Annotated in this window: 15 protein-coding genes; 9 read left to right on the forward strand and 6 right to left on the reverse strand. The window is 54.7% G+C overall.

Annotated elements, in window-relative coordinates; translation table 11 throughout:
- Positions 1–141: 141 nt before the first annotated feature.
- The 5 genes from tilS to HNR65_RS01155 are packed head-to-tail and all read left to right on the forward strand — an operon-like array spanning position 142 to position 5,903.
- Positions 142–1,671, forward strand: a complete 1,530-nt coding sequence (tilS, locus tag HNR65_RS01135; protein WP_181549607.1) for a tRNA lysidine(34) synthetase TilS — start codon at positions 142–144, stop codon at positions 1,669–1,671.
- Between the two features lies 1 nt (position 1,672).
- Positions 1,673–3,565 carry an ATP-dependent zinc metalloprotease FtsH gene (gene ftsH, locus HNR65_RS01140; RefSeq protein ID WP_181549608.1) on the forward strand — a complete coding sequence of 631 codons (1,893 nt, stop codon included), beginning with the start codon at positions 1,673–1,675 and terminating at the stop codon, positions 3,563–3,565.
- Complete coding sequence (gene folP, locus HNR65_RS01145) at positions 3,552–4,448, forward strand: dihydropteroate synthase (protein WP_181549609.1); 897 nt, start codon at positions 3,552–3,554, stop codon at positions 4,446–4,448. The genes ftsH and folP overlap by 14 nt, the downstream gene beginning before the upstream one ends.
- Complete coding sequence (locus HNR65_RS01150; protein ID WP_181549610.1) at positions 4,445–5,158, forward strand: CdaR family protein; 714 nt, start codon at positions 4,445–4,447, stop codon at positions 5,156–5,158. The genes folP and HNR65_RS01150 overlap by 4 nt, the downstream gene beginning before the upstream one ends.
- Positions 5,142–5,903, forward strand: a complete 762-nt coding sequence (locus HNR65_RS01155; protein WP_181549611.1) for a type III pantothenate kinase — start codon at positions 5,142–5,144, stop codon at positions 5,901–5,903. Before HNR65_RS01150 ends, HNR65_RS01155 begins: the two co-directional genes overlap by 17 nt.
- A gap of 21 nt (positions 5,904–5,924) precedes the next feature.
- Here HNR65_RS01155 and HNR65_RS01160 read toward each other — a convergent pair whose 3' ends face one another.
- From HNR65_RS01160 to HNR65_RS01180, 5 genes are all read right to left on the reverse strand, one after another.
- A complete protein-coding gene (locus tag HNR65_RS01160; protein WP_181549612.1) occupies positions 5,925–6,095 on the reverse strand; it encodes a hypothetical protein in 171 nt (56 codons plus the stop codon).
- A gap of 68 nt (positions 6,096–6,163) precedes the next feature.
- Complete coding sequence (locus HNR65_RS01165; RefSeq protein WP_181549613.1) at positions 6,164–6,850, reverse strand: zinc-ribbon domain-containing protein; 687 nt, start codon at positions 6,848–6,850, stop codon at positions 6,164–6,166.
- Positions 6,851–6,931: 81 nt separating this feature from the next.
- Entirely contained in the window at positions 6,932–8,095 is a 1,164-nt protein-coding gene (locus HNR65_RS01170; protein ID WP_181549614.1) for a type IV pilus twitching motility protein PilT, read from the reverse strand.
- Between the two features lie 51 nt (positions 8,096–8,146).
- A complete protein-coding gene (locus HNR65_RS01175) occupies positions 8,147–9,229 on the reverse strand; it encodes a type IV pilus twitching motility protein PilT (protein ID WP_181549615.1) in 1,083 nt (360 codons plus the stop codon).
- A gap of 40 nt (positions 9,230–9,269) precedes the next feature.
- Positions 9,270–9,566, reverse strand: coding sequence for a YggT family protein (locus HNR65_RS01180; RefSeq protein ID WP_181549616.1), 297 nt, complete (start codon positions 9,564–9,566; stop codon positions 9,270–9,272).
- Between the two features lie 193 nt (positions 9,567–9,759).
- On the opposite strand from HNR65_RS01180, the gene proC reads away from it, so the two are divergent.
- From proC to HNR65_RS01195, 3 genes are read left to right on the forward strand one after another with little or no spacing between them, the layout of a single operon-like run.
- On the forward strand, positions 9,760–10,626 hold the full coding sequence (gene proC, locus HNR65_RS01185; RefSeq protein WP_181549617.1) for a pyrroline-5-carboxylate reductase: 867 nt from the start codon (positions 9,760–9,762) through the stop codon (positions 10,624–10,626).
- A 32-nt stretch (positions 10,627–10,658) separates the two neighbouring features.
- Complete coding sequence (locus HNR65_RS01190) at positions 10,659–12,482, forward strand: protein-disulfide reductase DsbD family protein (RefSeq protein WP_181549618.1); 1,824 nt, start codon at positions 10,659–10,661, stop codon at positions 12,480–12,482.
- 60 nt (positions 12,483–12,542) lie between these two features.
- Complete coding sequence (locus tag HNR65_RS01195; RefSeq protein ID WP_181549619.1) at positions 12,543–13,028, forward strand: thioredoxin family protein; 486 nt, start codon at positions 12,543–12,545, stop codon at positions 13,026–13,028.
- A 25-nt stretch (positions 13,029–13,053) separates the two neighbouring features.
- Here HNR65_RS01195 and HNR65_RS01200 read toward each other — a convergent pair whose 3' ends face one another.
- Positions 13,054–13,338: a hypothetical protein gene (locus HNR65_RS01200; RefSeq protein ID WP_181549620.1), complete on the reverse strand. Its 285-nt coding sequence runs from the start codon at positions 13,336–13,338 to the stop codon at positions 13,054–13,056.
- Between HNR65_RS01200 and HNR65_RS01205 the strand changes: the two genes are divergently transcribed.
- Positions 13,339–14,277 (forward strand): ChaN family lipoprotein, encoded by a 939-nt coding sequence (locus HNR65_RS01205; protein ID WP_181549621.1) that lies wholly within the window; start codon positions 13,339–13,341, stop codon positions 14,275–14,277. It abuts the gene before it with no gap.
- Positions 14,278–14,281 lie beyond the last annotated feature (4 nt).

Genomic DNA, 14,281 nt, shown 5'->3' on the forward strand with positions numbered 1-14,281 from the left:
TATAAGGACTGTGAGCCCGGTTTTCAAGAAAGAATTTCACCATCGTGGATATGTTTGTCGGATTTATTTGTGTTTTCAGCAGGGTTATTATATTTTAGGCAAATGTCATTGAAACGCACTGAACTAGAGCATCGGTTGACCATGAACAAGTTAAAACCCGGCCGTCCCTCCGTGTCTGCCTCGGATGCGCTGGTGCGGCAGGTCAAAGACACGATTGATTTTTATTCAATGATTGCCCCGGGCCAATCCGTGCTCATCGGCTTTTCCGGAGGGGCGGATTCCACGGCGCTGCTTTATGCCCTGTTCGTCCTTGCCGGTCAGCATGGCTGGCGCCTGGGCATTGCCCATTTGCACCACGGCCTGCGGGAAAAAGACGCGGATCTGGACGCCGATTTTACCGCTGCCCTTGCCAGAAGCATGGATCTGCCTTATTATATGGTGCAGTCTGATGTACGGGGCCGCTGCCGGCGGGAAAAAATCAGCCTTGAAGAAGCCGGGCGCAAAGCGCGTTACGCCTTCTTTTTTGATATCGCAAAGACTTGCGGATATGACAAAATTGCCTTAGGCCATCAAAAAGACGATACAGCCGAACAGGTTATGCTCAACCTGCTTCGCGGAAGCGGGCCGGAGGGGCTTACCGGAATCTCTCCGGTGCGCGGCCGGATCATCCGCCCGCTGATCCGGGTGCCCCGCAATGAAATTGAAACGTTTCTGCAGGAAAAACATATTGACTGGCGGGAAGATGACTCCAACAAGGACAACCGGTTTACCCGCAATCGTATCCGCAACCGACTGCTTCCGGAACTTCAGAGTTACAATCCGCAAATCAGCGAAACGCTCTGGCGGCTCGCAAACGTGATGCAAGCGGAAAACGCCTGGATAAACGGAATTGTCACCCCGGTGTTTGAGCAGGCGCTATTGGAACAGGGCCCCGGGTATGTGGTGCTGTGTGCAGAAACGCTTGCAGGCCAACCCCGGGCAGCCGGGCGAAGACTTGTGCGCATGGCCCTCAGGCAAATCAAGGGCAGCCTGCGGCGCATCAGCTGGAGACATGTGGAGCAGATTCTTTCATCACCGGCCAAGGGCAGCACCCGTAACCGGCAGTTTCATCTGCCCGGCCGGATCCGGGTCTTCCGCAATGACAAGCGGCTTGTGCTGACCCGGGAAAAAAAATCCTTGAGATCCGTTTCATTGTCCGGCAGACAATATGAGACTGAGGATTTTGCCTATCGGCTGGACGCCGGGCAACTCCGCGGTGCCGGCACCTGTATCCGGATTGCCGAAACCGGTGCACAAATCCGCTTTGAATGCACTACAAATGACGGCGATACCAGGGCGTTAAAAGACAACGGCAAAACGGCCCGGATGGATCTCGACAAGTTGGGTTTTCCCCTGACCATCCGCAATGCGCGTCCCGGGGACCGGTTTGTTCCCCTGGGTATGCAGGGCCGTATGAAGATTAAGGATTTTTTTATAAACAACAAGATAAACCGTCATGAGCGCCGCCGCATTCCCATTGTCCAAAGCCCCGAAGGCATTGTCTGGGTAGGGGGGCTGCGTATTGACCAAAGCGTGAAGGTCACTGAACAGACCACAAACATTCTCAAAATTGAACTTTCCGGCGAGCCGGCAACCCTTCAACACCTAACGGATTTCCGAAAGGATTTTTAAGTTGAACGCGTTTAACAAGAATTTGGCGCTGTGGATCGTCATCGTGCTGATGATGATCATGCTCTACAATATTTTCAGCACACAGCAGCAGACGGAAAATGAAATCGGCTATTCCCAGTTTCTCACCATGGTCGACAGCGGCCGGGTTGACAGTGTTACCATCCAGGGCGACAAGCTTTCGGTAACCGATGAAACCGGAGACACCTCCCTGGTTTATGCGCCCCAGGACAATGAACTGATTCCCATTTTACGGGAACAGGGCGTTTCCATCAAGGCCAAGCCCGAGCAGGAAACCCCGTGGTTTGTCTCGGTGCTGGTTTCCTGGTTTCCTATGATCCTGCTGATCGCGGTGTGGATTTTTTTCATGCGCCAGATGCAGGGCGGCGGCGGAAAAGCCCTCTCCTTTGGCAAAAGCGGGGCCCGAATGCTCTCGGACCAGATAGCCAAGATCACTTTTGATGACGTGGCAGGCGTTGACGAGGCCAAGGAGGAAGTGGCTGAACTGGTTGAATTTTTGAAAAATCCGAAAAAATACACCCGCCTTGGCGGCCGGATACCCAAGGGCGTCCTGATGGTAGGCGCACCGGGGACGGGCAAGACACTTCTGGCCCGGGCCATTGCCGGTGAGGCCGGAGTTCCGTTTTTCAGCATCAGCGGCTCGGATTTTGTGGAAATGTTTGTGGGCGTGGGCGCATCCCGGGTGCGGGATCTGTTTGTCCAGGGCAAAAAAAACGCCCCCTGCCTGATTTTCATTGATGAAATCGATGCCGTGGGCCGCCAGCGCGGTGCCGGCCTGGGCGGCGGCCACGATGAGCGTGAACAGACATTAAACCAGCTTTTGGTGGAAATGGACGGATTTGAGTCCAATGAAGGCGTCATCCTGATTGCCTCAACAAACCGGCCTGATGTGCTCGATCCCGCCCTGCTCAGACCCGGGCGATTTGACCGCCAGGTTGTGGTGCCAATGCCCGATATCAAGGGCAGAACCGAGATCATTAATGTGCACCTGAAGCGGACCCCGTCTGATGCGGACGTGGATCCCGTAATCCTGGCCAAGGGAACCCCGGGATTTTCCGGAGCAGACCTTGAGAACATGGTCAACGAGGCAGCCCTGATCGCAGCCAAGAAGGATAAGGAAAAAGTGGCCATGATCGATTTCGAGGAGGCCAAGGACAAAATTTTCATGGGCCTGGAGCGCAAATCCAAGGTCATGAAGGAGGAAGACAAGCGGACAACGGCTTATCATGAAGGCGGCCACGCCCTGGTAGCCCGCCTGTCTCCGGAAACCGACTCCATCAACAAGATCACCATTATTCCGCGTGGAAGAGCGGCCGGTCTTACCTGGTTTCTGCCGGAGGAACGCGATTTCATGTTCAAGGACCAACTCATGAGCGAACTGGCCGTGGCCATGGGCGGACGGGCGGCAGAGGAGCTGATTTTTTCCCGTATCAGTACCGGCGGCGCCAATGATATCAAAAAAGCCACTGAACTGGCGCAGAAAATGGTTCGCTCCTGGGGCATGAGCGAGGTTCTCGGTCCGCTGACCTACGGCCAGAGCGATGACCACATCTTTCTGGGACGCGAAATTGCCCAGCACCGCGATTACTCCGAGGATACAGCCAAAAAAATCGACGCCGAAGTCTCCGGGCTGGTCACGGAAGGCTATGGCCGGGCCAAACAATTGCTCACCGACAACGTTGATATTTTAAACCGCCTGGCAGAGCAGCTGCTTGACAAGGAAACCGTCATGGGCAGGGAACTCGACGAACTTATACGTGAAATGCGCCCGGGAATCCGGCTGCCGTCTGATCCCAGCGAAAAAAGCGCCTCTGAGGCAGAAGCCGAAATCCGCAAGGAGCAGCAGGAGGAGGAGAAAACCGATGAGCCGGCGTGAACTTTGTTTTTGTGGCCGCCGGCTGCATCTTGACAAAAAAACCGCCATCATGGGCATCTTAAACGTCACCCCGGATTCCTTTTCAGACGGGGGAAAATTTCTGCGTTATGAAGACGCCCTGGAGCGGGCCCGTGAAATGATTCAACAGGGTGCCGATATTATCGATATCGGGGGGGAGTCCTCCCGGCCCTTTTCCGAACCGGTTTCCGCTGAAGAGGAACTCGACCGGGTTCTTCCCGTGATAAGGGCCCTTGCCGGCAATATTGACGTGCCCGTATCCATTGACACCACCAAGGCGGAAGTCGCCCGCCGGGCTGTGGCCGCAGGCGCGGAAATCATCAACGATATCAGCGCCATGCGCTTTGACCCGGACATGGCAAAAGTGGCCGCTGACACGGGTGCCGGACTTGTGCTCATGCACATGAAAGGCACGCCCAAATCCATGCAGAAAAATCCTGTGTATGACCATCTCATCGGAGAAATCCGCGATTTTCTGATGGATGCGGTTGGCCGTGCAGAAGCGGCAGGCGTGAAAGCCAACCGGATTGTCATTGATCCGGGCGTGGGCTTTGGCAAAACCGTTGCCCACAACCTGCAGATCCTCCACCAGCTCAACCGGTTTGACGACATTGGTCCGCCTCTGCTGCTGGGCGTTTCCAGAAAGGCGTTTATCCGCAAAATCCTCGGACAGACAAAGGGGCCCGAACCCGCCCCTGATGATCCGGATATTGAAAACGCAACCCAGGCGGCGGTGGCTATTGGCATCTTTAACGGCGCGGGCATTGTTCGGGTTCACAATGTTTCCCGGGCCCGGGCAGCGGTGCGGATAGCCGATGCAATTTGCCGTTCCGTTGTTTGCCCGTCCGGAGAAGAAAACCAATGAAGGCATACCGGCATCTACAGCCGGGACGGCAAGTTCGGCGCGCGATCCTGAAGTTTGTCATTCTGGTCGCCTGTATGCCTGTTTTCAGCCAGAACGCTTTTTCCTCTGCCCCTGAAGAAGCCATCACTGCCACCATTGCCGTGGCGGCCCGCTATTCTGGGAGCCCGGCTTTTGGCTATGAAGTTGCGGAAGCCAGGGTCTTTCCCGAGCATCTCGCGGTCACGGGCCCTGAAAGCCGGATTCGCGAAATCGTTGCCTTGCAGACCCATACCCTGGACATCACGGGTGCCACAGAAACCATTGAAAAGAAAGTGCCCCTGGACCTGCCCGAAGACATTGAAATAACCGGCAGCGAAGACAACGCACAGATCCGGGTCCGGGTGGTGATTAAAAAACAAAAGGTTGAAAAAACCATAAGAGATGTTCCGGTTGAATTGGTGAACAATACGCATCCCAGCATTGTCCGGCCGGCTACGGTCACCATAACACTTTCCGGAAACCGGCTTTTTTTTGCAAACGAATTTTCAGCCAAAGACATTGACGTCCGGATGAACGTAAAAGGCATGGGCCCGGGACTCCATGTGCTGCCCGTGGAGATTCGGCTGCCGGGAAAAACCGATTTGCTCCGGGTGGAGCCCCAGGTCTTTACAGTGCAGATTCTGCCGCAAACCTCCAATACATCGGAAAACAAACATGCTGCTGGTACTTGACGTGGGCAACACGCACACGGTGGCGGGAATTTTCAGGGATGACAAGATTGCCGCCCAGTGGCGTCTTCACACGGACTCAAAACGCACTGAAGATGAGCTGCACATGCACATGGACTGGTTTTTTGCACAAAACGGGCTGCAACTGACCGATATTGACAAAACTGTGATCTCCTGCGTTGTGCCGCCCATGATCCAGGCCTTAGACGCCTACTGCCGCAAGTATCTTCAACACCCTCCGCACTGGATCGGTCCCGGGGTTGTGAACATGCCCATCTGTTACCGAAATCCCCGGGAAGTGGGCGCGGACCGCCTGGTCAACGCCGTGGCCGCGTATGAAAAATACCGCACCAGCCTGGTGATCATTGATTTCGGCACCGCCACCACCTTTGACTGCGTTTCCGAAAAAGGGGAATACCTGGGCGGCGCCATTTCTCCGGGAATCGGCATTTCCGCAGAGGCATTGTTTCAGAGAGCTTCCAAGCTGCCCAGGGTGGAACTGTTTGATCCGCCGGCTTCAGTAATCGGAAAAGAAACGGCTGAAAGCATGAAATCCGGATTGTTATACGGTTATGCAGAACTGGTGGACGGGATGGTCAAGCGAATCCGAAAGGAGATGGCGCCGCGTCCGCGGGTGATTGCAACAGGCGGCCTGGCCACCCTGCTCGGCAAACTTTCGGCAACCATTGAAGCCGTGGAACCTGATCTGACCCTGGAAGGCCTGCGGCTGATCAGCAAGCAGCTATAGCAGGGCCCGGCAGGCTCCGGCTCAGATCATATCCATTTCTTTTTTCACCCGCTGGATTTCATTCTGAATCGATTCTTTCTCCGAAGGGGTCAAATCCGGGCGGGCCATCTGCTTTTCCAGTGCCAGCAGAATCATTTCCATACGGTATTCATTGCAGGTGTATGCGGTTGTGCTATCGTCTTTTTGTGACATAAACAATCTGTTTTTCCAGCGATCAGTGATGGTTTCGTAAAAAGTAAGTTTTCAGATGGCGCCATCAATCAGTATTGCCCCAGTTTTTTCGCGCTTTCCTTAAAAACAGCATAGAACAGTTCATTTTCATTAATGGCCCGGGCCAGGATGCGATCGAGCTGTGAGATATCCTTTACATGAATGACCACATTGACGCTTTTTAAAAAAGCCGCCATACGGTCCATTGTATCGTATCGTTCCGTGAGAAGGGCCACAAAGATCTGGCGCCGGGTGTCCATGGTCATGCGCTGGAGATAGATCAGCACCCCGTTGGCATCCGGACTGCTGCTGTCAAAGATTTCGTTGAGCAGAATCAGGTCAAACTGATGGTATTTCATTTTGCGCAGGGCATCACGGACGTCTTCGGGCACGGTTACATGATAATCCATGACTTCCAGAACCTTTTGCGCCTGCGAAACAATGCCTGCGTCGTTTTCCAGAAGCATGGCTGTGCGGCCCTCTTCCTCAAGAAAATCAAAGGGCTTTTCACTGGCATCATAGTCGTCGCCGGAAACGGCAAATTCATCCGCTTCGTCTGCCCCGCCTGTCTCGGCATCCTCAAACCCGGCATCCGCGGCAGGATCGGCAGATGCGGCCGGGTCCACTGAAAATCTGTTTTTACAGCCCGGACAGCGCAAAGAAAAAGGCTTGTTTTCCGGGACCTTTTCATCCGGTATCTGAATTTTTTTCTGGCAGTGAGTGCAGGTAATCTCCATCTTTGCCGTCCTTGCCGCAGTTGCGGTCAATGCCTTGTGCGCAGCCGGACAAGCCCGGCTGGCTTTTGCCCGGGCGCACGGTTATTTCCGGTTATATCCCATGTCGATTTCGAGATTTTCAATGTCGGTGGTGGCCTCGCCCCTTGCGCTTTTGACCTGGTCAATGCCCCGGCCCACCACAGACCGGCGGGAAGCGTAGGAAAGGGCCGTATTTTCCGTGATCAGCCCCTTTTCAAAAAGATTGACGATATTGTTGTCAAAAGTGGTCATACCAAAGGCGTTTCCGGCTTCCATGATCTCATAGAAAGTCTTGCCCTCGGTTTCCCCGTTTAGAATCGAATCCTTGACCCGAAGGCTTGTGCGCAGAATCTCAAAGGCGGCGACCCGGCCCCCGCCCGCCTTGGGCAGCAGGCGCTGGCATACGATCCAGCGCATGGTGTCGGCCAGCCGGATCCGCACCTGATTTTCCTCTTCAGTGCTGAACATGCCCAGGATGCGGTTTATGGTCTGGCCGGCATCCACGGTGTGCAAGGTGGTCAGCACCAGATGGCCGGTTTCCGCCGCTGTCAGACCGATTTCCACGGTTTCCCGGTCGCGCATTTCGCCAACCAGGATGACCTTGGGTGCCTGGCGCAGGGCAGCGCGCAGGCCATGGGCAAAGGAGTCAAAATCCCGGCCGAGTTCCCGCTGATTAAAAGTGGCTTTTTTGTGGGAATGAACAAATTCAATCGGGTCCTCCAGGGTAATGACGTGGACGGATTTGTTCTTGTTGATGTCCTCGAGCATGGCCGCAAGGGATGTGGTTTTACCGGTACCGGTGGCACCGGTAACAAACACAATGCCATTTCGCTCCTGCGCTATATCATAAAAGGACCTGGGCAGGGCAATTTCCTGGATGGTTGGCACCCGCGTTTCCAACTGGCGCAGCACCACCGAGTAGTGACCTGACTGGGAAAAAACATTGACACGAAACCGCGCCTTGCCGGGCAGGGAATAGGACAGGTCGCAGGAGCCTTCCCGGATCAGGGTTTCGGTGAGTCTCCGGTTGTTGCCGATGAGGTTTAAGGCCACCATCTCGGTTTGAAAAGGGGTGAGCTGCCGCAGCGGCGGCTTCATGTCAACGGGTACCAGCTCGCCGTAGGATTCCACCTGCAGGGGTTTTCCAACGGTAAAATTCAGGTCGGACACGCTCTGGTGCGAATCGAGCATGGTGGTCAGGATATGATCCATTTCCGGCTTTCGCATACCCTCTTTTCCTCATGTGATTGGTTTTGTAACGCAGATCAGCCGGGAGTATCACGCCTCTGTAAAATCGGCTGGCGGATTTTTCATCAACGGCCGGAACCGGGTTTTTTCATTGGACTTGGCATAGGCGTCCTCCCCGCTGATCCACCCCTTGTTGTACAGATCCATGATGGCATCGTCTAAAATCTGCATACCATATTTTTTGCCGGTCTGCATGGACGAAGCCAGTTGATGGGTTTTGGCCTCGCGGATGAGGTTTCGTACCGCAGGGGTGGCGATCATGACCTCCAGGGCCGGGCTCCGGCCTTTGCGGTCGATTCGCTTAAACAGCACCTGGGCCAGAACCGCGCGGATACCGTCTGAAAGAGTTGATCGAATCTGGGGCTGTTGATGGGCCGGAAAAACTTCAACAATCCGGTCCACGGTTTTCATGGCACTGGAGGTGTGCAGGGTGCCGAAAACAAGGTGTCCGGTGGAAGCCGCCTCAATGGCCAGTGAAATGGTTTCCAGGTCCCGCATTTCCCCCACCAGGATGACGTCCGGGTCCTCACGCAGGGCACCGCGCAGGGCCGCGCTGAAGGATTTGGTGTGCTGGCCCACTTCGCGCTGATTAATGATACAGCCCTTGCTTTCGTGCACAAATTCGATGGGATCCTCAACTGTGATGATATGATCCTTGCGCACCCGGTTGGCCTCGTCAATAATGGCGGCCAGTGTCGTTGATTTTCCGCTGCCCGTGGGGCCGGTGACAATCACCAGTCCCCTTGGCAAAGTGGCCAGCCTGGAGACCACCGAGGGCAGGCCCAGCTGCTCGACGGTCATGATGTTGGTGGGAATCTGCCGGAAAACCGCACCCACCCCGTTTCGCTGCATGAACATATTGGCCCGGTACCTGGCCAGGCCCGGGATTTCATAGCCAAAATCAATGTCCCCGGTTTCCTCAAATACCTTGATCTTGTCTTCCGGGGTAATTTCATAGACCATGGCGCGCAGGTCATCATTGCTCAATGCCTTGTACTTCACCCGCTCGATCTCCCCCCGGATGCGCAGGGCGGGCTGCTGGCCGGCCGCCAGGTGGAGGTCTGAGGCCCCCTGATCATTCATCAGCTTGAAAAACGCATCAATCTTAGCCATGCAAACTCCCGGAACCTTTGAATTAAATAAACCGGGACAGCTACATCATCCGTCCCAGTTGAAACAGGCTTTTAACCAGAAACTCCTGAAGAAAAATAATGCCCAGCAAAACAATAATGGGAGAAAAGTCGATTCCGCCGAACACCGTGGGAATGCGCCGGCGAATCTGGAACAATACCGGGTCGGTAACCTGGCGGATGATCCGCACAATCGGGTTATACGGGTCCGGATTGACCCATGACAGCACCGCCTGGGCGATAATAATCCACATATATACAGTCAATACGATCTGCAGAACTGTGGCCAAACCAACGAGAAAATTACCAAAGATAAGCATTTGCCGCACACTTTATATAAGTAGGTGATCTGGTTTTCGCTTTTGCACTTTTTTGTCGTACCGAAACATATGTAAATATATATGCACCATTCGTCAAGATCTTTCCCGAAATCTTCGGTCATTGACAACATCAAGGAACACCCTTATAAATGCATTTACCTGTTAACTGATCCACTTTGAAAACGAGAGGCGCATGCAACAGATCAAAAAAAAAATCGGTTTTATTGGTGCCGGCAACATGGCCGAAGCCATGATCGGCGCTGTGCTCGGCGCCGGTTTGGTTATCCCGGGGAATCTTTTCATCAGCGACCCGGATGAAAACCGCATGGCGCAGCTGCAGTCCGCATACGGCCTTCAGACGGCTTCAGACAATAAGGATCTGGTTTCCCGGTGCGACATTGTCATCTTTGCCGTCAAGCCCCAGGTCATTGACGCGGTTTTGCAGGAACTGGCCGCGGCCCGGGCATTTGACACTCCTGCCGGCCGCCGGCTGTTTATATCCATTGCCGCCGGAATCCCGCTGGCGCGCATTGAAAAGTTTATTTACGCTCAAAAAACCGATGCCGAGATCCAGAACATGCCTGTGCTAAGGGTTATGCCCAACACCCCGGCCCTTGTGGGTGCCGGCATGTCCGGTTTGTGCGCAAACAGGTCTGCCCGGGCCGCTGACATGGAAATTGCCCAAACATTGCTTTCCGCCATGGGAAACGTCAGGGTGGTGGATGAAGAACAAATGGACGCGGTCACGGCCCTGTCCGGATCCGGGCCCGCCTACGCTTTTTACCTGCTTGAAGCCATGATTGAAGCCGGCTGCGAACTCGGACTGCAGGCCGATGCGGCCTCGGATCTGGCCGAAAGTGCCGTTTCAGGTGCGCTTTCCCTGATCCGCGCCCGGAAGGAAGACCCGGAGACCCTCCGGAGCAAGGTCACTTCTCCAGGGGGCACAACCGAGGCCGCCATCCGGATTTTAGACCGGCACCAGGTCAGGCGGTCCATTGTCTCAGCGGTCATCGCCGCCGCTCAACGCTCCCGGCAGCTGAGCCGGTCCGGAAACGACTGATTCTTTGTTTTGAAAACGCATCCGGCTTTCCAATGCCGTGCCCAACACTTACCATGGAACTGGCCCGTATTTTGCTCAAACCCAGATTCTTCTCTTGCGCATTACTGCTTGTTTCCGCCCTGATTTTCACCGGCCCGGCAAATGCCGCGCCGGACGTGCTGACGGCGAAGGCCCTTCGCTCTTCCATTGAAATTTCAGCCGGCGGCCGGACCGAGGTGGCTTTGGCGGTTGAAATGGCGGATAACTGGCATATTCATTCCAACAAGCCCGGTGAAAGCCATTTTGTGGCTGCTGCACTGCATCTGGCCGATCATCGCGGGATGTTTGCCCTGGAAAACATTTTTTATCCAGAGGCCAAAGAGCACGATTTTGCGTTTTCTGACAAGCCCGTGAGCGTATTTGGCAAATCCTTTTTCATAAGCGCCACGCTTGCAGCCCGAAATTCCGTGACAGCCGGAACCTATGATGTGCCCCTGGAGCTGGTCTTTCAGGCCTGCTCCGAGTCTGCCTGCGCTGCGCCGGCCAGGGCCCGGGACGTTATAACGGTCAAGGTCACCGGGCCGTCTGCCGCCCGGAATCCGGAACAGCAGGGACTGGACGCAGATGTCGCCGGAAACACGAAAAAAGATCCTGCAGACAGCAGTGCCGCAATGGCGGGATCGGGTATTTTTGCCGACATCGCCTCTGCCGGCCTTGCCGTCAGCCTGCTGCTGGTTTTTGCCGGCGGCCTTGGGCTCAACCTCACCCCTTGTGTTTATCCCATCATTCCCATAACCATCAGCTATTTTGGCGCCCAGAGCGAGGGCCGCACATTTTCTCTGTTTATCCTGGGACTTGTTTATGTTCTGGGTATGGCCATGACCTATTCGGCCATAGGCATCATCAGTGCCTTTTCCGGCGCGTTTTTCGGAGGCCTGCTCCAGCAGCCTGCGGTCATTGCGGCGATTGCCGGAATATTTATTTTTCTGGCCCTGGGCATGTTTGGCTGCTATAATTTCAAACTCCCGGACCGATGGGTAGCCCGGGCATCCGGGTCGCGCACCGGTCTTTTCGGCGCCCTGCTCATGGGTCTGACCATGGGGATCATCGCCGCACCCTGTATCGGGCCGTTCGTGCTTGGACTTATGGCATACGTGGCCGCTGTCGGCGATCCGTTTTACGGATTTCTGCTCTTTTTTTTCCTTTCCCTGGGTCTGGGGGTTCCCTATCTGTTTCTGGCCGTGTTTGCCGGAAAAATCCGGCAACTTCCCCGTTCCGGGGTTTGGATGGAGGGGGTCAGACATATTTTCGGCCTGATTCTGCTGGCCATGGCCGTCTACTTTGCCGCCCCGCTGTTGCCGCCCATAACCCGGGAATACGCTCTTCCGGTTTTTGGTATTTTTGCCTGCGGATACTTGCTGTTTTTCGACCGGGCCGGCAATTCGGCTGTTGTTTTCCGCCGCCTGAAAACCGGTCTGGCCGTTTTGGTACTGGGATTTAGCCTATTGGGCTTAATCCCGCCGGAAAGCGCCAAGGACCAGTGGCCGGCCTTCTCAGAACCGGCCTTCCGGCAGGCTCTGGCAAACGAGGGGAAAGTGATTATGGTATTTCATGCAGACTGGTGCCTGCCTTGCCGGGAAATGGATAAACAGACTTTTTCAGATCCCCGGGTGCAGGAAGCCATGGATGACTTCCGGGTGTTTGAAATAGATCTCACCAGTGCCGAAAACCGGCAGGCCCGAAAGACCAGCCGTAATTTCAACGTTCAGGGTGTGCCCACGGTGCTGATCATTGATGACACCGGCCAGGAGGCCGACCGGATAACCGGATTTATTGACCCCGACGAAATGATTCAGCGATTGTCCCGGGTTCACTAAACACGGCAGGGACGGCTTTGAAAGCAAGCAAAACAAGCTTCTAATACACAAGGAGAATGCATGACACAAATACACACCCTTTGCATGATGGCCCTGATTGCCGGATTTTTTGCCCTGGCGGTGATCCCGGCCGGCGCCGAGCAAACCGGCAACAGCGGCTCTGAAATCAACTGGTATTCCTATGAAGACGGCATGAAAAAAATCAGGGAAAGCGAAAAAAAAGGATATCTTCATTTTTACACGGATTGGTGCTCCTATTGCCGGTTAATGGATGAAAAAACTTTTTCTGATGCCGATGTGGCCGGCTATATCAACGCCAACTTTATTGCCATGCGGGTCAATGCCGAACAGGAGCAGGATCTGGCCGAATCCTACAGGGTCAAACAATTCCCGTTAAACTGGTTTATAAACAGCAACGCCGAACCCATTGGCAACCAGCCCGGATACATCCCACCGGAACAGATGGTTCAGATGCTCAAATACGTACAGACAGATGGTTATGAAACAATGAATTTCGGCGAATTCATGGAAAAGCAGGACAACTAGTGCCCAAACGAAAATCTGGAACATATCATTTAAGAGAACTGTCGCGTCTGGGTTCGCGCGCTTTGCCGGCGGCGCCCCCCTGCCAGGCACGAACGCTCATAAATACGCACAGCAGCCCGGCCGCAGCGCTGAGCAGGGCCGGCACCCAGGCATAAGAATGAAAATCCGGCTGACTGCGGGCCACCGCAATGCCCAGAAGGCCCATTAGTGTGAGCAAAAGAAAGATTGTCGCCGCTGCAAGGCAAAACACGCGGCTACGGTACCAGGGCACCGGGTTTTTCCGAAACAGAGGATTTTGATTGGATTGCATATGATTTCGTTTACCTCATCTGACCTGCTGGATCAAGCCATGATTGCCATGGTCACCCGGTTTGCTGCGGTTTTCCTGCTGGCAATGGCCGTCGGGGGATGCACGCAAACAGCCGGTGGCCCCGGGCGGCCCTCGCCGAAATCCCAATATCTTCCCGGCACCATCATTTCCGCAGAAACCGGAAAACCGGTTTCCTTTGAAGCATTGATTCGGGACATTGAAACCGCCCGTGTCATCTATGTGGGTGAAACGCATACGCGCAAAGCCGATCACCGGGCCCAGCTCAAAATTTTAAAAGCTCTTGATCAGCAGATTTCAGACTTGGTCGTGGGCATGGAGATGTTTTCCAGACCCTATCAGCCCGTCCTTGATGCCTGGAGCAGCGGAAAGTTGTCTGAGGCCGCCTTTATTGAAGACACACACTGGTATGCCAACTGGAAATTCGACTATGATTTGTACAAGGCCCTGTTGGATTATATTCGGGAGCAGCGGATTGCGCTTTACGCCCTAAACATTGAATTCCACATCCCTTCCCGGGTTGCCGCCGGCGGCATTGACTCCCTGCTGGCCCATGACCGCGCCCGCCTGCCGAAATCAATTTTTTTGGATGATTCCGATCACCGGCAATACGTGCAGGATATTTTTGACAAACACGGCCGTGCCGCAACCCGGTATTCTTTTGAACATTTCTACCAGGCCCAGTGTGTCTGGGAGGATGTGATGGCTGAATCCGTCAGCCGGCACTTAAAAGACCGGCTCATGCTTGTTTTTGCCGGAAACGGCCATATCACCCACAAGTTCGGCATCCCGGACCGCGCTTTTAAACGCACCGCTGCGCCATTTAAAACCGTCATGCCGACTTCCGGCTATGACGCCGAAGATCTCCGCGCTGCCGATTATATCTGGATCACTCCTGATAAGTCCGAAACGCCTCATTAATCCG

Source organism: Desulfosalsimonas propionicica (assembly GCF_013761005.1).
Classification (GTDB): domain Bacteria; phylum Desulfobacterota; class Desulfobacteria; order Desulfobacterales; family Desulfosalsimonadaceae; genus Desulfosalsimonas; species Desulfosalsimonas propionicica.

Excerpts from the sequence above, each read along its gene's own strand:
- tilS (WP_181549607.1), top strand. The coding sequence starts at position 142 with ATGAACAAGTTAAAACCCGGCCGTCCCTCCGTGTCTGCCTCGGATGCG.
- folP (WP_181549609.1), top strand. The coding sequence starts at position 3,552 with ATGAGCCGGCGTGAACTTTGTTTTTGTGGCCGCCGGCTGCATCTTGAC.
- HNR65_RS01150 (WP_181549610.1), top strand. The coding sequence starts at position 4,445 with ATGAAGGCATACCGGCATCTACAGCCGGGACGGCAAGTTCGGCGCGCG.
- HNR65_RS01155 (WP_181549611.1), top strand. The coding sequence starts at position 5,142 with ATGCTGCTGGTACTTGACGTGGGCAACACGCACACGGTGGCGGGAATT.
- HNR65_RS01160 (WP_181549612.1), bottom strand. The coding sequence starts at position 6,095 with ATGTCACAAAAAGACGATAGCACAACCGCATACACCTGCAATGAATAC.
- HNR65_RS01165 (WP_181549613.1), bottom strand. The coding sequence starts at position 6,850 with ATGGAGATTACCTGCACTCACTGCCAGAAAAAAATTCAGATACCGGAT.
- HNR65_RS01170 (WP_181549614.1), bottom strand. The coding sequence starts at position 8,095 with ATGCGAAAGCCGGAAATGGATCATATCCTGACCACCATGCTCGATTCG.
- HNR65_RS01175 (WP_181549615.1), bottom strand. The coding sequence starts at position 9,229 with ATGGCTAAGATTGATGCGTTTTTCAAGCTGATGAATGATCAGGGGGCC.
- HNR65_RS01180 (WP_181549616.1), bottom strand. The coding sequence starts at position 9,566 with ATGCTTATCTTTGGTAATTTTCTCGTTGGTTTGGCCACAGTTCTGCAG.
- proC (WP_181549617.1), top strand. The coding sequence starts at position 9,760 with ATGCAACAGATCAAAAAAAAAATCGGTTTTATTGGTGCCGGCAACATG.
- HNR65_RS01190 (WP_181549618.1), top strand. The coding sequence starts at position 10,659 with ATGCCGTGCCCAACACTTACCATGGAACTGGCCCGTATTTTGCTCAAA.
- HNR65_RS01195 (WP_181549619.1), top strand. The coding sequence starts at position 12,543 with ATGACACAAATACACACCCTTTGCATGATGGCCCTGATTGCCGGATTT.
- HNR65_RS01200 (WP_181549620.1), bottom strand. The coding sequence starts at position 13,338 with ATGCAATCCAATCAAAATCCTCTGTTTCGGAAAAACCCGGTGCCCTGG.
- HNR65_RS01205 (WP_181549621.1), top strand. The coding sequence starts at position 13,339 with ATGATTTCGTTTACCTCATCTGACCTGCTGGATCAAGCCATGATTGCC.